The 16,776-nt window shown below is 67.6% G+C and carries 15 protein-coding genes; 13 read left to right on the forward strand and 2 right to left on the reverse strand.

All coding sequences use genetic code 11. The annotated features are described in order from the left end of the window. Positions 1-101: 101 nt before the first annotated feature. The 10 genes from DT074_RS23565 to DT074_RS23610 all read left to right on the forward strand — a co-directional run bounded on the left by DT074_RS23565 (position 102) and on the right by DT074_RS23610 (position 10,306). Complete coding sequence (locus DT074_RS23565; protein WP_119422318.1) at positions 102-614, forward strand: cupin domain-containing protein; 513 nt, start codon at positions 102-104, stop codon at positions 612-614. Between the two features lie 25 nt (positions 615-639). Continuing rightward, complete coding sequence (locus tag DT074_RS23570) at positions 640-1,623, forward strand: hydroxyquinol 1,2-dioxygenase (protein ID WP_119422319.1); 984 nt, start codon at positions 640-642, stop codon at positions 1,621-1,623. A gap of 44 nt (positions 1,624-1,667) precedes the next feature. Continuing rightward, a complete protein-coding gene (locus DT074_RS23575; RefSeq protein WP_119422320.1) occupies positions 1,668-3,137 on the forward strand; it encodes an aldehyde dehydrogenase family protein in 1,470 nt (489 codons plus the stop codon). A gap of 29 nt (positions 3,138-3,166) precedes the next feature. After that, the gene (locus tag DT074_RS23580; RefSeq protein ID WP_119422321.1) at positions 3,167-4,444 is read left to right on the forward strand and encodes an ABC transporter substrate-binding protein; all 1,278 of its coding nucleotides are present in this window, start codon (positions 3,167-3,169) and stop codon (positions 4,442-4,444) included. A 69-nt stretch (positions 4,445-4,513) separates the two neighbouring features. Then, positions 4,514-5,245, forward strand: a complete 732-nt coding sequence (locus tag DT074_RS23585) for an ABC transporter ATP-binding protein (RefSeq protein WP_119422322.1) — start codon at positions 4,514-4,516, stop codon at positions 5,243-5,245. A 5-nt stretch (positions 5,246-5,250) separates the two neighbouring features. Continuing rightward, positions 5,251-5,943 carry an ABC transporter ATP-binding protein gene (locus DT074_RS23590; protein WP_119422333.1) on the forward strand — a complete coding sequence of 231 codons (693 nt, stop codon included), beginning with the start codon at positions 5,251-5,253 and terminating at the stop codon, positions 5,941-5,943. Between the two features lie 60 nt (positions 5,944-6,003). Next, positions 6,004-6,873 (forward strand): branched-chain amino acid ABC transporter permease, encoded by an 870-nt coding sequence (locus DT074_RS23595; RefSeq protein WP_119422323.1) that lies wholly within the window; start codon positions 6,004-6,006, stop codon positions 6,871-6,873. After that, the gene (locus tag DT074_RS23600) at positions 6,874-7,884 is read left to right on the forward strand and encodes a branched-chain amino acid ABC transporter permease (RefSeq protein WP_119422324.1); all 1,011 of its coding nucleotides are present in this window, start codon (positions 6,874-6,876) and stop codon (positions 7,882-7,884) included. It abuts the gene before it with no gap. Positions 7,885-7,894: 10 nt separating this feature from the next. After that, entirely contained in the window at positions 7,895-8,725 is an 831-nt protein-coding gene (locus DT074_RS23605; protein ID WP_119422325.1) for an intradiol ring-cleavage dioxygenase, read from the forward strand. Positions 8,726-8,893: 168 nt separating this feature from the next. Further along, a complete protein-coding gene (locus DT074_RS23610; RefSeq protein ID WP_119422326.1) occupies positions 8,894-10,306 on the forward strand; it encodes a M20 family metallopeptidase in 1,413 nt (470 codons plus the stop codon). On the opposite strand, the gene DT074_RS23615 is transcribed toward DT074_RS23610, so the two are convergent. Continuing rightward, complete coding sequence (locus DT074_RS23615; protein WP_119422327.1) at positions 10,307-12,526, reverse strand: molybdopterin-dependent oxidoreductase; 2,220 nt, start codon at positions 12,524-12,526, stop codon at positions 10,307-10,309. A 189-nt stretch (positions 12,527-12,715) separates the two neighbouring features. Between DT074_RS23615 and DT074_RS23620 the strand changes: the two genes are divergently transcribed. Next, a complete protein-coding gene (locus tag DT074_RS23620) occupies positions 12,716-13,081 on the forward strand; it encodes a nuclear transport factor 2 family protein (protein WP_119422328.1) in 366 nt (121 codons plus the stop codon). A gap of 472 nt (positions 13,082-13,553) precedes the next feature. Continuing rightward, positions 13,554-14,207, forward strand: coding sequence for a PEP-CTERM sorting domain-containing protein (locus tag DT074_RS23625; protein WP_162915148.1), 654 nt, complete (start codon positions 13,554-13,556; stop codon positions 14,205-14,207). Between the two features lie 89 nt (positions 14,208-14,296). Here DT074_RS23625 and DT074_RS23630 read toward each other — a convergent pair whose 3' ends face one another. Continuing rightward, complete coding sequence (locus DT074_RS23630) at positions 14,297-15,319, reverse strand: LLM class flavin-dependent oxidoreductase (RefSeq protein WP_119422330.1); 1,023 nt, start codon at positions 15,317-15,319, stop codon at positions 14,297-14,299. 110 nt (positions 15,320-15,429) lie between these two features. On the opposite strand from DT074_RS23630, the gene DT074_RS23635 reads away from it, so the two are divergent. Then, positions 15,430-16,581, forward strand: coding sequence for a serine hydrolase domain-containing protein (locus DT074_RS23635; RefSeq protein WP_119422331.1), 1,152 nt, complete (start codon positions 15,430-15,432; stop codon positions 16,579-16,581). Positions 16,582-16,776 lie beyond the last annotated feature (195 nt).

Consider the following 16,776-nt stretch of genomic DNA (forward strand, 5'->3'; position numbering starts at 1 on the left):
ATGACGCAAGTCGTTTGCCATACAAACAATTCTGCGCGACAGCAGAGCGGCGCCGCTTCCGGGGGAGCAGGATGCCGCGAGGTCGCGCCGGGGAGGCAGGCATGAGCGACGTGAAAACCGTCTTCGGCTCGCTGGCGAGCTTTCAGAAGGGCGGCATCCAGGTCATCGCCGATGACCCGAAGAACTACGTCTTCTCCAACGTGTTCGACGTGGCCTCGAAGGCGAAGCCCTATGAGCGCGTCGCCGTCGGCAAGAACTTCGAATACGTGATCGAATGCCTGCGTACCGAAGGCACCTCGCCCTGGTACACCGCCGACCACGACGAGTTCGCGCTGGTGATGGACGGCATGGTGGAAGTCGAGCTGCAGAAGCTCGGCCCCAGCCAGGCCGCCGCCGGCGGCAAGGACGGCGCCATCCTGGTCAAGGGCGATCCCGGCGGACCGAGAATGGGCCGCATCGTTTGCCATCGCGGCCACATGGCGCTGCTGCCGAAGGGCAATGCCTATCGGTTCAAATCCGCCAGGCCCGGCGTCGTCATCATCCAGACCGTGCAGGGCGAGCTCACCATCCAGCGCTGGGCGGAGATCTGCGAGACCAGATCCGCACCTGTCTGAACCCTTGCACAGAGGAGATCCCGCGATGTCGAGCCCGTTCGCCGTCCAGGCCTCCGAGCCTGACAATTACTACGGCTATCGCAGCTTCAAGCACGGCAAGTTCGAGTTCAGCCGCGACGAGTATTTCGTCAAGGTGAGATGGCCGAAGGGCAGCCACGTGATGCCGGCCGACGTGTTCCTGCGCGCGCTGCAGCGCGACGTGGCCTGGAACTTCTTCTACGGCACGGTGAATTTCGACCACGTCTTCGGCACCTTGAATCATTACGGCACGGTCGACATGTTCGCCGGCCGGTTCAACGACGCCTATCGCAAGGCCGGCCTCGACTACAACGAGACCCACAAGTCCGACGAGCTGCTGGCGACCTTCAAGGCCATCCTCGAGGACTGGACCAACAAGGGCTACGACCCCTTCGCCGCGCCGGAGGAGACCGCCAATCCCTACGGCCGCAAGAACGGCGACAACGTGAAGGCGATCACCCGCCAGCGCGTGACGGCACAGCGCATGGTCGGCTGCGCCGGCGACACGCCGGTCCGCACCGATCAGAACGGCTACCCGGTCAACCGCCACTTCGCCGACGTGCCGCAGGACCAGCCGCAGATGCTGCCCGAGAAGGGCTTCGAGGACGAGGTGAAGGCGTTCAACCTGTTCGGCTATCTGTCGCGCTCCGACGTGACCTGGAATCCGAGCGTCTGCTCGGTCGTGCGCGAGAGCCTCTATTGCCCGACCTCGGAGGAATTCATCCTGCCGGTCGAGCACGGCAACGACCGCGTGGAATGGTTCCTGCAGCTCTCCGACGAGATCACCTGGGTGGTGAAGGACAAGGAAACCGGCGCGCCGCGCGCCAATGTGGTGATGCGGGCCGGCGACATCGCCGCGATGCCCGCCGATATCCGCCACCAGGGCTATTCGGCGAAACGGTCGATGCTGCTGGTCTGGGAGAACAATTCCGGCAAGATTCCGGAGCTGATCGCCAGCGGCAAGGCGCCGGTGACGCCGGTGAAGTTCTGACCGCCGAATTCTGACCGGCCACGCTCACCCGCGGGGAGGCGGCGATGGGCTATCAGTCGAAGCTCTTCATCGGCGGCAGATTCGTCGAGGCGGCGGACGGCGCGACCTTTGCCACGCTGAACCCGCACGATGGCTCGACCTTGGCCGAAGTCTCGGAAGCGGAGCCTGAGGATATCGACCGCGCCGTCGCCGCGGCGGCCAAGGCCTTCCCGGCCTGGTCGCGCCTGGCGGCGGCGGATCGCGGCCGGCTGCTGCTCAAGCTCGCCGACAAGATCGAGGAGAAGACCGACGAGCTGGCCCGGCTCGAAAGCCTTGATACCGGCCACCCGATCAAGGATTCGCGCGGCCTCGACGTGCCGCGCACCGCCGCCACCTTCCGCTATTTCGGCGGCATGGCCGACAAGCTGCAGGGCAGCGTGGTGCCGGTCGAGACCGGCTTCCTGAACTATGTGCTGCGCGAACCCCTGGGAGTCGTCGGCCAGATCGTGCCGTGGAACTTCCCGCTGATGTTCTGCGGCTGGAAGATGGGTCCGGCGCTGGCCGCCGGCAACACCATCGTGCTGAAGCCGGCCGAGCTGACGCCGCTGACGACGCTCCGCCTCGCCGAACTGATGGCGGAGGTGGGCTTCCCGGAGGGTGTGGTCAATATCGTGCCTGGCTATGGCGCGACGGCGGGGCAGTATCTCGCCGAGCATCCGGGCGTCGCCAAGATCGCCTTCACCGGCTCGACGGCGACGGGCCGCAAGATCGTGCAGGCGAGTGCCGGCAACCTGAAGCGGGTGCAGCTCGAGCTCGGCGGCAAGGGCGCCAATATCGTGTTCGAGGATGCCGACCTGCGCCCGGCGATCGGCGGCTCCGCCTTCGCCATCTTCCACAACCAGGGCCAGGCCTGCATCGCCGGCTCGCGCCTGTTGCTGCACGAGAAGATCGCCGATGCCTTCCTCTCGGGCTTCCTGGCGCTGGCGAAATCGATCCGTCTGGGCGACCCGCTCGACCCCAAGACCGAGATGGGCCCGCTCACTTCCGCCGGGCATCGCGATCGCGTGCTGACCTATTGCCAGATCGCGCACCAGGAAGGCGGCGAGGTGCTGACCGGCGGCAAGGCGCCGGCCGATGCGGCGCTCGCCCAGGGCTATTACGTCGAGCCGACCATCGTGCGCGCGCAGCCGCAGGACCGCGTCTGCATGGAGGAAGTGTTCGGACCCTTCGTCAGCGTCTCGACCTTCAAGGACGAGGCCGAGGTGATCGCCATCGCCAACCAGACGCCCTACGGGCTCGGCGGCGGGCTCTGGACCCGCGATCTGTCGCGCGCCCACCGCGTCGCGGGCCAGATGCAGGCCGGCATGGTGTGGATCAACAGCTACAAGCGGGTCAATCCGGGCTCGCCCTTCGGCGGCGTCAAGCAATCCGGCTATGGCCGCGAGATGGGCTTCGAGGCGATGCGCGACTACACCGACGCGAAATCGGTCTGGGTCAACGTCGATGCCCAGATCCCGCCCTGGTATCCGCGCTGAACGAGACGAACAAGAACGAGGAGGGAATCATGCGGGAGAGAGGCAACCATCCGAATCGCCGCGGCGTGCTGAAGACCGGCGCCGCCGGCGTGGCGCTCGCGAGCCTGGGCTTCCCAGCCATCGCCCAGGGCAAGAAGATCAAGCTCGGCTATGTCAGCCCGCAGACCGGACCGCTCGCGCCCTTCGCCGAGGCGGATAATTTCGTCATCGACGGCATCCGCGAGGCGGTGAAAGCCGGCATCAAGATCGGCAACGGCACGCAGCCGGTCGAGATCATCGTCAAGGACAGCCAGTCGAACCCGAACCGCGCGGCCGAGGTGGCGGCCGACCTGATCCTGAAGGACCAAGTGGACCTGATGCTGGTGGCGTCGACGCCGGAGACCACCAATCCGGTCTGCGACCAGTGCGAGGTGAACGAGGTGCCCTGCGTCTCCTCCGTCGCACCGTGGCAGCCCTGGTTCTTCGCCCGCGGCGGCAAGCCGGAGGTGGGCTTCAAGCACACCTATCACTTTTTCTGGGGCCTGGAGGACGTGATCGCCGTGTTCACCAACATGTGGGGCCAGGTCGCCACCAACAAATCGGTCGGCGGCCTGTTCCCGAACGACGGCGACGGCAATGCCTGGGGCGACAAGCAGCGGGGCTTCCCGCCGGTGCTGGAGAAGCAGGGCTACAAGCTGACCGATCCCGGCCGGTTCCAGAACCTGAACGACAACTTCTCGGCCCAGATCTCGGCCTTCAAGGCGGCCAATGCCGAGATCGTCACCGGCGTGGTGATCCCGCCCGACCTCACCACCTTCTGGAACCAGGCGCGCCAGCAGGGCTTCAAGCCCAAGGTCGTGTCGATCGGCAAGGCGCTGCTGTTCCCGGTGGTGCTGGAAGGGCTCGGCGATGCCGGCCACAACCTGTCGACGGAAGTCTGGTGGACGCCGAGCCATCCGTTCAAGTCGTCGCTCACCGGCGCTTCGGCGAAGGAGCTGGCCGACGGCTACACGGCGGCGACCAAGAAGCAGTGGACGCAGCCGATCGGCTTCGTGCACGCGCTGTTCGAGGTGGCGGTCGACGTGATGAAGCGCTCCAAGGGTGCCGGCGAGCGCGCCAGCATCCTGGACGCGGTGGCGAAGACCAAGATCGACAGCGTGGTCGGGCCGATCGCCTGGGGCGCGGGCCCGGTGAAGAACGTCGCCAAGACGCCGCTGGTCGGCGGCCAGTGGCGCAAGGGCGGCGCCTTCAAATACGACCTCGTCATCACCGACAACAAGACCGCGCCGAACATCCCGGCCGGCGGCAAGATGGAGGCGATCGGCTGACGTGAACTCCTCCCCCGGCGCAAGCCGGGGGAGGGCTATCATGCCGCATCTTCTACGACAGTTCGGAGCATGACCCCCCTCCTCCGTCTGGACGGCGTCTCCAAATCCTTCGGTGCGCTGAAGGTGACCGATGCTGTTTCACTGGAACTCGCGGCAGGCGAGGCGCTCGGCATTCTTGGGCCAAACGGCGCCGGCAAGTCGACCCTGTTCAACCTGATCACCGGCGGCCTGAAACCGGACGAGGGACGGATCGAATTCGACGGCCGCGACATCACCCGCCTGGCCCCGCATGCGCGCAGCCGGCTCGGCATCGGCCGCTCCCACCAGATCCCGCAGCCCTTCGCCGGCATGAGTGTCTACGAGAACCTGCTGGTCGGCGCGGTGTTCGGCGGGCGCCAAAGCGAGCGTCAGGCGCAGTCGCATTGCCTCGACGTGTTGGCGACCACCGGCCTGATCGACAAGGCGAACCGCGCCGCCGGCGCGCTCACCTTGCTGGAGCGCAAGCGGCTGGAGCTCGCCCGCGCGCTGGCCTTGAAGCCGAAGCTGCTGCTGCTCGACGAGATCGCCGGCGGCCTGACCGAAGCCGAATGCCAGGCGCTGGTCGGCACCATCCGCGCCATCCGCGCCGCCGGTGTCTCGCTGATCTGGATCGAGCATGTCGTGCACGCGCTGCTCTCGGCGATCGACCGGCTGTTCGTGATCAATTTCGGCCAGGCACTGGCCGAGGGCGCGCCCGCCGCGGTGCTGGCCGACCCGCGCGTGCAATCGGTCTATATGGGGATCGACGAGGCGGCGGCGTGACGGCGCTGCTGGAGACGCAGGCGCTGGAAGCCCGCTACGGCGATTTCCAGGCCCTGTTCGGCATCGATCTCGCGCTGCAGGACGGCGAGACGGTCGCCATCATCGGCGCCAACGGCGCCGGCAAATCGACCCTGCTGCGCACCATCTGCGGCCTCAATGCCGCCGCGCCGGAAGCGGTGCGGCATCGCGGCCAGGCGATCGGCGGCGCTGCGCCGGAGGCGATCGTCGCGCGCGGCATCGCCCTGGTGCCGGAGGGTCGGCGGCTGTTCCTGTCGCTGACGGTCGAAGAGAATCTGCTGATGGGCGCCTATGCGAAACGCCCCGGGCCTTGGACCCTGCAGCGCGTCTACCGCCTGTTCCCGGTCCTCGAGGAACGCCGGCGGGTCAGCGGTATCCAGCTTTCCGGCGGCCAGCAGCAGATGGTGGCGATCGGCCGCGCCCTGATGGCCAATCCGGAGATCCTGCTCTGCGACGAGCTGTCGCTCGGCCTCGCCCCGATCATCATCCGCGACGTCTATGCCGCGCTGCCGGCGATCAAGGCGGAAGGCACCGCGGTCGTTGTGGTGGAGCAGGACATCAACCAGGCGCTGGCGGTGGCGGGCCGCGTTTATTGCCTGATGGCCGGCCGCGTGACCCTGCAAGGCCGTCCGGAAGAGCTCGACCGCGAGCGCATCCGCGCCGCTTATTTCGGGGTGTAGTGGGATGCGGCACCACTGCACCCTCGTCAAGCCCGGGCATGACGAACAAAGACAGCAAAGATGACCGGCGCCATCGACACCATCCTGCAAGGCACCTTGCTCGGCGGGCTCTATGCGCTGTTCGCTGCGGGGCTCAGCCTGATCTTCGGCGTCATGCGGCTGGTCAACATCGCGCATGGCGACCTGATCGTGCTGGCCGCCTACACCGCCTTCCTCGCCGTGCAGCTCACCGGCATCGATCCGCTCTCGAGCCTCATCATCGTCGTGCCGGTGATGTTCGTCATCGGCTACGCATTGCAGCGCGGCCTGCTCAACGCGACGCTCGGCCGTGGCATCCTGCCGCCGCTGCTGGTCACCTTCGGGCTGTCCATCATCATCCAGAACGCGCTGCTCCAGGGCTTCTCCGCCGACAGCCGCAAGCTGCTGCTTGGGCCCTTCGAGACCGCCAGCATCCCACTCGGGCCGGACCTGGCGATCGGCTGGTTCCCGCTCTTGATCTTCGCCACCGCGGTCGTGGTGATCGCGGCCCTGCAGGCGTTGCTGCACCGGACCCGGATCGGCCGCGCCTTCCGCGCCGTGTCGGACGACCCGGAGACGGCGCGGCTCTACGGCGTCGACCACCGGCATCTCTTCGCGATGGCGATGGGTGTCGCGCTCGCCGTCGTCTCCTTCGCCGGCGTGTTCCTCGCCATCCGCACCAATTTCGATCCCGCAATCGGGCCGGCGCGGCTGCTCTTCGCCTTCGAGGCGGTGATCATCGGCGGGCTCGGCTCGCTCTGGGGCACCTTGGCCGGCGGCGTCATCCTCGGCATCGCGCAGACCGTCGGCGCGAAGATCGATCCGGCCTGGCAATTGCTCGCCGGCCATATCGCCTTCCTTCTGGTGCTCATCTTCCGGCCGCGCGGCCTGTTCCCGCGCGCGGTGGACTGAATGACGTACCGCATCGAGCGCGCAACGCGCGCCAGCCGGATCGGCCTCTGGCTGCTGCTGCCCATTCTCGGCGCGCTGCTCTCGCTGCCCTATTGGACCGGCAGCGCCGATATGCGGCTGGTTGTCGAGATGGCGTATTTCCTGGCACTGGCGCAGATGTGGAACCTGCTCGCCGGCTATGCCGGGCTCGTCTCGGTCGGCCAGCAGGCCTATATCGGTCTCGGCGGCTACGCCCTTTTCGCGCTCACCATCCTGGCCGGCGTGCCGCCGCTCGCCGCGCTGCCGCTCGCTGGCCTCGCCGCGGCGCTGATCGCGCTGCCAACTGCCTTCGTCGTGTTCCGCCTGCGCGGCGCCTATTTCGCCATCGGCACCTGGGTTGTCGCCGAGGTGTTCCGCCTGGTCCTGGCGCAAGTCACGGCGCTCGGCGGCGGCACCGGCATGAGCCTGCCGATCGGCATCGTGCGCGCCGTCGCCGAGAGCCGCGACGGGCGCGAGCTGGTGATCTACTACACCGGCATCGCCATCGCGATCGGCGCTGTCGCGCTGGTCTTCCTGCTGCTGCGTTCGCGCCACGGCCTGGCGCTGACCGCGATCCGCGATGCCGAGGGCGCGGCCGAGAGCCTGGGCGTCGACAATTTCCGCACCAAGCTCTGGGTCTATCTGGTGGCGGCGTTCGGCGGCGGCATGATCGGTGCGCTGATCTTCCTGCAGAAGATCCGCATCTCGCCCGATGCCGCGTTCAGCGTCGGCGACTGGACCGCGAACGTGATCTTCATCGTGGTGATCGGCGGCATCGGCCGCATCGAGGGCCCGATCGTCGGCACTCTGGTATTCTTCGCCCTGCGCAGCCTGCTGGCGGATTTCGGCGCCTGGTACATGATCATCCTGGGCGCGGTCGCCGTGGTGGTCATGCTGAAGGCGCCGCAGGGCCTCTGGGGCCTGGTGGCGGAACGGTTCGATCTCGATTTCTTCCCGGTGCGCCGACGGGTGCGCCGGCTGCCGGAAGCATAAGGAGGAGGCAATGGCACGCTTTTCCGAGGACGCGCTGACCGAGGCGGTGATCGCCCGCATGGACAAATGCGACAACCCGCGCCTGAAGCAGATCATGGCCGCCACGGTGCGGCACCTGCACGCGCTGGCGCGCGAGGTGAAGCTGACCGAGGCCGAATGGTTCCAGGCGATCCAGTTCCTCACCGCGACGGGCCAGAAATGCGACGACAAGCGGCAGGAATTCATCCTGCTCTCCGACACGCTCGGCCTGTCGATGATGGTGGATGCTATCAACCACGCGAGGCCGGGCAGCGAGACGGAATCGACGGTGCTCGGCCCGTTCTTCGTCGAGGGCGCGCCGGATCTGGAAATGGGCGCCAATATCGCCCCGCATGCCAAGGGCGGCGCGCCGACTTTGGTTTCCGGCAAGGTCAGCGACGGCAGCGGCCGGCCGGTCGCCGGGGCGCTGCTCGACGTCTGGCAGGCCGGGCCGGACGGGTTCTACGACGTGCAGAAGCCGGATGCGGGCATGGATCTCAGGGCACGCTTCCGCACCGGCACGGATGGCAAATATCACTTCCGCACGGTCAAGCCGGTCAGCTATCCGGTGCCGACCGACGGGCCGGTCGGCCAGATGCTGCTCAAGCTCGGCCGGCACCCCTACCGCCCGGCGCATCTGCATTTCATCGTCTCGGCGCCCGGGCACGAGCCGCTGACCACGCATCTCTTCGTCAAGGGCGACGGCTATCTCGATTCCGACGCGGTGTTCGGCGTGAAGGATTCGCTGATCGTCGATTTCAAGCCCGGGGCGAAGCCGGGCGAATTCACCTGCGAATACGACTTCGTGCTGAAGGCGGCGTGAACAGAAAAGTTCGTCATGGCCGGGCTTGACCCGGCCATCCACGCTGAGGGCAGCAGAGCCGCGAGCCGTGGGTGCCCGGGTCAAGCCCGGGCACGACGTTGTAGTGTTGTCGATCTGGCCAGATCGGGCCAAACTCCGCACCCGCGTTTTCCGTTTCAGGCAGGCGTTATGGACCAGCAAAAGCTCAACCGCTTCGTCGGCCAGTGCTGGGACGACGAGATCGTCCCGACCTTGTTCGAGTACATCAAGATCCCGAACAAGTCGCCGAGCTTCGACCCGGATTGGGCGAAGCACGGCTATATGGACGATGCGGTCAGGATGTTCGAGGCCTGGGCGAAGGCCAAGCTGCCCGGCCTGCCCGGCGCCACGCTCGAAGTGGTACGGCTCGAAGGCCGCACGCCGGTGATCCTGATCGATGTGCCGGGTGAAACGAAAGACACCGTGCTGCTCTACGGCCATCTCGACAAGCAGCCGGAAATGGTCGGCTGGGCCGAGGGCTATGGCCCCTGGATCCCGGTGATCAAGGGCGACAAGCTCTATGGCCGCGGCGGCGCCGATGACGGCTATGCCATGTTCGGCGCGCTGACCGCGATCGCCGCGCTGAAAGAGCAGAAGATTCCGCATGCCCGCTGCGTGATCCTGATCGAAGCCTGCGAGGAGAGCGGCAGTTACGACCTGCCCTATTACATCGATCACCTCGCGGCGCGGATCGGTCAGCCTTCGCTGGTGGTCTGCCTCGATTCCGGCTGCGGCAATTACGACCAGCTCTGGGTCACCACCTCGCTCCGCGGCATGTTCGCCGGCACGCTCACCGTGCGGGTGCTGGAGGAAGGCGTCCATTCCGGAGATGCCTCCGGCATCGTGCCGTCGAGCTTCCGCATCGCGCGCCAGCTGGTCTCCCGCATCGAGGACGAGGCGACCGGCACCATCAAGCTGCAGGACCTCAACGTGCAGATCCCGCCGGAGCGGATCGAGCAGGCGAAGCGCGCGGCCGCGGCGCTGGGCGACCAGGTCTGGGCCAAGTTTCCCTTCGCCGGCGGAACCAAGCCGATGGCGTCGGATCTCGTGGAGATGATCCTGAACCGCACCTGGCGGCCGCAGCTTGCCATCACCGGCATGGAGGGCCTGCCCGCCCCCGGCAATGCCGGCAATGTGCTGTTGCCGTTCACCACCGCCAAGCTGTCGATGCGCCTGCCGCCGACCCTCGAAGCCGCACGCGCGGCGGAGGCGGTGACCGCGGCGATCACCAGGGACGCGCCCTATGGCGCCGAGATCGAGTTCGAGGCCACGAAGCCGAATGACGGCTGGAACGCGCCGGCCGTCGCGCCGTGGCTGGAGCAGTCGCTGGAGCGCGCGTCCAACGCCGCCTTCGGCAAGCCACCGGCCTATATGGGCGAAGGCGGCAGCATCCCCTTCATGGCCATGCTGGGCGAGAAGTTCCCGCAAGCGCAGTTCGTCATCACCGGCGTGCTGGGGCCGCATTCCAACGCGCACGGCCCGAACGAATTCCTGCACATCCCGACCGGGAAGAAGGTGACCGCCGTGGTCGCCAACGTGCTGGCCGACCACGCGGCGCGGTGATCAGCCCGCCGCGCTGATCTCGACCGGCACGCCGCTCAGCACGGCGTTGCCGGAGAGCGGGTCGCGCAGGCTCTCGTCGAACAGCGCGTTGAGATTGGCGCCGGGCCGCTTCGACGCGACCGAGAGCCGCGTGCCCGGCAGGTCGTGGCCCCAGCCATGCGGCAGGCTGATCACGCCGGGCAGCATCGCCTCGGTGATCTCGACCTGGGCCTCGATGGCGCGGTTGGCATTGACGATGCGTGCCCGTCCGCCGTGCTTAAGGCCATGGCGCGCCGCATCGCGGGGATGCACCTCGACGGTGCAGCGATACGGACCCTTGGCCAGGATCGGCAGGTTGTGCGTCCAGCTGTTGTTGGAGCGCACCTGGCGGCGGCCGACGATGACGAGATCCGGCACCGGCCGCGCCAGGTCCGCCGCTGCGCGCGCCATGTCGGCGATCAGCATGTCCGGCGCCAGTTCGATCTTTCCCGACGGCGTGCGCAGCACCTCTGGGATGAGCGGCTCGAGCGCGCCGAGATCGATGCCCTCCGGCGTCGCGGCCAGCTTCGCCAGGTTGAGCCCCCCCGGCTTCATCCCGAACATGTCGCCATAGGGCCCGCCGCGCAGCGCGAGATCGAGCAGGCGGTCCGGGCCACGCAAGGCCTCGACCGCCTTGAGCACCGCCGGCGCCTGCGGCCCCGCCATGCGGCCGACATCCTCGGCCACGAACTCGTCGTCCAGCGCGCCGATATCGGCCTTGGCGCCGCCGCCCGCCAGGATCGCCGTCAGGCGGAGCAGGATCTCCCATTCCGCCGGCTGCGTCGCCGGCACGACCGGCTTGCTGTAGCGCGCGTAGTTGCGGTGCGCGAGCTGCGGGAAGGCGACGTCGTAATGCGCCTCCTCCAGCGGCGAGGTGCCGGGCAGGATGACATCGGCATGCCGGCTGGTCTCGTTCAGATAGATGTCGAGGCTGAGCATGAAATCGAGCTGGTCCAGCGCGGCGGAGAGCCGCGCGCCGTTCGGCGCCGACAGCACCGGGTTGCCGGCGATGGTGATCAGCGCGCGCACCTGCCCTTCGCCCGCAATGTCGATCTCCTCCGCCAGGCAGCCGATCGGGAACTCGCCGAACACTTCCGGCGCATTCGACACGCGCGAGCGATGCCGGCCGGTGGCGATGCCGCGGCCTTGGCCGGGCCTGCCCATGGTATTGGCCTGGAAGGCCGCGGCCTTGGGGAACATGGCACCGCCCGGCTCGTCGAGATGGCCGGCCAGCACGTTGGCGACATCGATCAGCCAATTGACCAAGGTGCCGTATTCCTGCGTGCAGGTGCCGAGCCGGCCATAGACGGCGCCGCGCTCGGCGTTGGCCAGGCTACGCGCCAGCTCGCGGATGGTGGCGGCATCGATGCCGCAGCGCGCCGCCACTTGCTCCGGCGCGAAAGGCGCGACCACCTCGCGCACTGCCTCGACGCCGGCGACATGCGGCGCGAGCCGGCCGAGCATGACGAGCTTCTCCTCGAACAGCGTGTGCACCAGGGCGGCGAGAAAGAACACATCGGCGCCGGGCCGGATCGCCACGTGCTGATCCGCCATGGCCGCGGTCTCGTTGCGGCGTGGATCGACGACGATCAGCCTGCCGCCACGCGCCCGCATCGCCTTCGCGCGACCGCGGAAATCCGGCACCGTCCACAGGCTGCCATTCGACACCGCCGGATTGGCGCCGAGCATCAGCAGGAAATCGCTGCGATCGATATCCGGCACCGGGATGGTGAGCCAATGGCCGAACATCAGCCCGGCGGAGAGCTGTTTCGGCATCTGGTCGAGCGTGGAGGCGGAGAAGAAGTTCTTCGAACCCAGCGCTTTCGCGAGGCGCGGGAAGTAGAGCAACAGGCCCATTTTGTGCACGACCGGGTTGCCGATGACGAGGCCGATCGCGTCGCGTCCATGCGCGGCGATGATGGGCAGCAGGCGGCGCTCGATCTCGGCGAAGGCCTCGTCCCAGCTCGCTTCGACGAATTTGCCGTCGCGCTTGATGAGCGGTGTGCGCAGCCGGTCCGGATCCTCGTGCAGGTCCTTCACCGCGGCGCCCTTCGGGCAGACATAACCGGCCGAGAACACATCGGCCGCGTGGCCGCGGATGCCGGCGACCTGGTCGCCCTGCATCCGGATCTCGAGTCCGCAGCAGGCCTCGCAGATCGGGCAGGTGCGATAGGCAATCTTCTCCTCGACGTGCGCGCGCATGACGGAATCCCTCCTGACCAGCGCGGTCAGATTGCCTCGCGCGCGACGACTCCGCGATTACCTCCTGCGTAAAGTTCGGCGCTTTCCGGACCCGGTAACGGCCACGACCTGACACGTAATCGCCTTCGCGCGCGCCGCATCCGATCCTTCGCCGCGTCGCAGCCGCGACCGCGAAGAGGAGAGACGCCGATGAACAACCCGACCGGACTGATCGACGACTACATCGCCATGTGGAACGAGACCGACGCCGGGCGCCGGCGCGAGCTGATCCAGCGCGTCTGGACCGAACGCGCCCGCTATGCCGATCCGGCGGCGCAGGCCGAAGGCCACGCGGCGATCGACAGCATGGTGGCCGGCGTGCACCAGCGCTTCCCCGGCCACCGCTTCGCCCGCACCAGCGAGGTCGAGACGCATAACGGCCAGCTGCGCTTCACCTGGACGCTCGGGGCGGCGGGCAAGGACCCGATCGTCATCGGCACCGATTTCGGCACCGTGGCGGAGGGCCGGCTCGCCAGCATGACCGGTTTCTTCGACAAGGTCGCGCTGCCGGCGTAGCGGACCCGCAGAACTCGGTGGCGGCGATGCACGCGCATCGCCGCCGCGACTGCGGATCCACTACCGACAAATTTTTGGACGGTTTTTCGCACCAGCGCACGACAACGAGGGTCCGAGCGGGGGTGGGTCGCAATGGAGGGGTGCGGCGGCTCGCGCGTCGTTCAAATATTCCCCCTCGTTTCGGCGGATCTTGGCGTTCCGCGGCGCGCCAAAAACCGCTTCCGTCTCCTGGCTCCAAAATTCCATGTATGCCCACCCAGCATTCACGCGGAGTGTAAATGTCGGCAGATTTTACATCTGCCTGTGACAATCTTTGGCCATTGATTGCGAATCTACGTGGAATCAATGTCTTCCGATAATTGGTCCGGCACTTGCTTGTTAACCAACGTAAACTTGGATCGCGACAATGGAGACAGTGGCGAAATTTCCGCGGATGGCCAAGCCACAGGTTTGGAACGAGGAGGGATCAGCCATGAAGAAGCTTCTGTTAGCAAGCGTAGCAGTCGCTGGAATGGCTTTTGCCGCCACCGACGCACGGGCGGCGATCATCGGTTCGACGCCTGCCTCCAACGACGTGTTCGGCGTCCTGGAAGGCTTTTTCAACGCGAACCTTTTTCTGATCGCCGGCGGACCGGTCAACGCCACGGTCGAGTTCCTGGGGTTCGAAGCCGGGGCCACCAATACGTTCAACATCAATGGCGGCGCCACGGAATATTCGGTGAGCGCGGGGTCGTCCAATTTCTTTCCGGCCGGCGTCCTTCCGATCAACGTGGTGCTGAATCCGGGCCTTCTCGACTTCGAGTTCACGACGACCGCGGGAAACGGTCCGTTCAGTGTCCTCAACGGCGCCAACGTCGACCCGCTCACCGATGATCCGAACTTCTTCATCACATTCGGCTTCGCCGGTGATGCGCTCGTCGACGGCGTGACACCCGGGGGCGGGACCATCGCCATCCTGGCGCTGGACGATTCCGGGGCCGGGCCGGACGACAATCACGATGATCTGGTCGTGCGCATCACGCTGCAGGACGGCACGTTCACGACCGAGGTGCCGGAGCCGGCAACCCTCGCACTGCTCGGCGCCGGGCTGCTCGGCCTCGGCCTCTATGGACGGCGCCGCCGGTAGGCGTGAAGCGGGGCAGAAGATATCGACGTCCATCTAGGGGCGGCCCCCAAGGGCCGCCCTACTTCTTTGTGCAGATCGGTGGCGCCCCGCTATTGCCCGACCGCCGCCTTCACCTTCGGCACCACGTCGCGCACATAGCGTTCCAGGCTCGCGTTCATCTGCTCGGGCTTCAGGCCCGGCGGCACCGCCCAGGTGACGATGTCGGTGATGCCGTATTCGCGGATGAACCTGACGAGCTCAGCGGCCACGGTCTCGACATCGCCGACGATCCAGGTCTGCGGGATGCGGGTGTCGTCGCGCATCTCGGCGACGCCGCCGCGCCCGCCGGATTCCTTGGCGAAGTCGAGATAGACGCCCATGCGATAACGCTCCGCCGCCTTGACCGGCGGCCAATCGCGATCCGGATCGTCGGTGACCAGCGAAGGGCGGATGATGCCGATGCGACGGCTGTCGGGATCGCGTCCCGCCGCCCGCATGTCGGCGCGCCAGGGGTCGAGCACCGCATCGCGCGGACCCTGCGGCAGCAGGTTGGTGCCGAGCCTCGCGGCGCGCCGCGCGCCCGCTTCCGACATGGCGCCGACCCAGAGCGGCGGCCCGCCCGGCTGCACATAGCGCGGCCGAATCTGCACGCCGTCGAGCTGAAAGCGCTTGCCCTGGTAGCTGAACTTCTCGCCGGTGAAGCAGCGCTGGAGAATCTCGAGCCCCTCCTCGGTGCGCGACTTGCGCTGGGCGAAGGGGATGCCGAAGCCGCGGAACTCGTGCGGCGCATAGCCCATGCCGGCGCCGAGCTCGATCCGCCCGCCGCTCAGGTTGTCGAGCACCGCGAGATCCTCGGCGAGCCGCACCGGGTGGTTGAACGGCATCAGGCAGATATCGGAGGAGAAGCGGATGCGCCTGGTGCGCGCGGCCAGCGCGCCGGCGACCGGAATCCACGACGGCAGATAGCCGTCCTCGAGGAAGTGGTGCTCGGTGAACCAGCAGAGGTCCATGCCGATGCTGTCGAGCCAGGCCACCTGCTCCAGCACCGCGGCATAGAACGACGCGTTGTCCATGCCGGATTGCGGCGGATTGCGGAAATCGTAGACGGCACCGAAGCGGAGCGGCGGCTTCATGGCGGTTCTCTCCCCTGGACTCGGTCTGTCGGCCCGTTCTGCGCGGGCGGCATGGGCGCCAGCATAGCGCGGCGGTTGTCGGCGCGCGCGCCACCGCCGAAGATGCCGGCGTGACCGCGCCGCCCGCCCCGCTTGCCCTGCCCCGCCCGCACCTGCCGCGGGGCGAGGATTTCCTGCTCTTCCCACCCTCCATCCAGCCCTACGGCTATCGCATCGTCGACCAGCTGTTCGCGCATCGGGTGATCCGGCGCGGCACTCGCCCGAGCGAGCTGTCGCGCGGGCCCGAGATCGCCCCGCGCTACATGGCGGAAGGCCGCGCGCACGACATCGCCTCGTTCATGGACAGGAACCGCATCGCCGGGCTGCTGGTCATCCGCGACGGGCGGATCGTGCTGGAGCGCTACGGCCTGGGCCTGCAGGAACACGACCGCTGGTCCACCATGTCGACGGTGAAATCGATGACGGCGATGCTGGTCGGCGCGGCGATCCGCGACGGCGCCGTCGCCTCGCTCGACGAGCCAGTCACGCGCTACCTGCCCGAGCTGCGCGGCACCGCCTATGAGGGCGTGACCCTGCGCCACCTGATCACCATGTCCTCCGGCACGCGCTGGAGCGAGGATTATCCGGACCGCAATTCCGACGTGAACCGCTACAGCAAGTCGCTGGCCGACAAGGTGCCGGGCGGCGTGCTGAAGCTGATGGCCTCGCTGCCGCGCGCCAACCCGCCGGGCGGCACCTTTCTCTACAATTCCGGCGATACCTACCTGCTCGGCGCCGCGCTGACGCGCGCCGTCGGCAAGCCGCTCGCCGACTACATGGCGGAGAAGATCTGGCAGCCGGCCGGCATGGAATGCGACGCCTTCTACACCTTGGAGAGCGAGGGCGGGCAGGAGATCGGCGGCAGCCGCGCCGGCATGGTCTTGCGCGATTTCGGCCGCTTCGCGCTGTTCGTGCTGAACGACGGCGTGGTCGACGGGCAGCGGGTTCTGCCGGAAGACTGGGTCGAGGCGGCGGCGACGCCGGCTTTCAAGGTACCGGCGCCGCCGGTCCGCGACATCACGAACTACGGCTACAGCTGGTGGCTCGGCGAGGGCGTGATGGCGGCGCTCGGCCATGCCGGCCAGCGCATCGATATCTTCCGCGAAGAGCGGCTGATCGTGGTGACGCTCGCCGCCTTCCCGCAGCCGCCCTACGTGCCGGCCACCGACCCCAATCGCCGCGACGAGGTGGTGACCTTCACGGACGCGGTGCGCGCAGCGTAAGCCCTCCCTCGCGCCGCGCAGCGGCGTGGGGGAGGGTTGGGTGGGGGCGGTGCGGCTTGGCTGCGACGTTTCCTGTGTGAGCAACCGGCTACATGTCGGACACTACAGACCGGATACATGCCTGACAGTCTCCTCGGTTTGTTCCGCTTTGCGGCGCCCCGGCCGGGGCGCCGCAAAGCGGCGGAGTTTCTTGGT

The organism is Desertibaculum subflavum, assembly GCA_003576705.1.
GTDB classification, from domain to species: domain Bacteria; phylum Pseudomonadota; class Alphaproteobacteria; order Ferrovibrionales; family Ferrovibrionaceae; genus Desertibaculum; species Desertibaculum subflavum.

Excerpts from the sequence above, each read along its gene's own strand:
- DT074_RS23565 (WP_119422318.1), top strand. The coding sequence starts at position 102 with ATGAGCGACGTGAAAACCGTCTTCGGCTCGCTGGCGAGCTTTCAGAAG.
- DT074_RS23570 (WP_119422319.1), top strand. The coding sequence starts at position 640 with ATGTCGAGCCCGTTCGCCGTCCAGGCCTCCGAGCCTGACAATTACTAC.
- DT074_RS23575 (WP_119422320.1), top strand. The coding sequence starts at position 1,668 with ATGGGCTATCAGTCGAAGCTCTTCATCGGCGGCAGATTCGTCGAGGCG.
- DT074_RS23580 (WP_119422321.1), top strand. The coding sequence starts at position 3,167 with ATGCGGGAGAGAGGCAACCATCCGAATCGCCGCGGCGTGCTGAAGACC.
- DT074_RS23585 (WP_119422322.1), top strand. The coding sequence starts at position 4,514 with ATGACCCCCCTCCTCCGTCTGGACGGCGTCTCCAAATCCTTCGGTGCG.
- DT074_RS23595 (WP_119422323.1), top strand. The coding sequence starts at position 6,004 with ATGACCGGCGCCATCGACACCATCCTGCAAGGCACCTTGCTCGGCGGG.
- DT074_RS23600 (WP_119422324.1), top strand. The coding sequence starts at position 6,874 with ATGACGTACCGCATCGAGCGCGCAACGCGCGCCAGCCGGATCGGCCTC.
- DT074_RS23605 (WP_119422325.1), top strand. The coding sequence starts at position 7,895 with ATGGCACGCTTTTCCGAGGACGCGCTGACCGAGGCGGTGATCGCCCGC.
- DT074_RS23610 (WP_119422326.1), top strand. The coding sequence starts at position 8,894 with ATGGACCAGCAAAAGCTCAACCGCTTCGTCGGCCAGTGCTGGGACGAC.
- DT074_RS23615 (WP_119422327.1), bottom strand. The coding sequence starts at position 12,526 with ATGCGCGCGCACGTCGAGGAGAAGATTGCCTATCGCACCTGCCCGATC.
- DT074_RS23620 (WP_119422328.1), top strand. The coding sequence starts at position 12,716 with ATGAACAACCCGACCGGACTGATCGACGACTACATCGCCATGTGGAAC.
- DT074_RS23625 (WP_162915148.1), top strand. The coding sequence starts at position 13,554 with ATGAAGAAGCTTCTGTTAGCAAGCGTAGCAGTCGCTGGAATGGCTTTT.
- DT074_RS23630 (WP_119422330.1), bottom strand. The coding sequence starts at position 15,319 with ATGAAGCCGCCGCTCCGCTTCGGTGCCGTCTACGATTTCCGCAATCCG.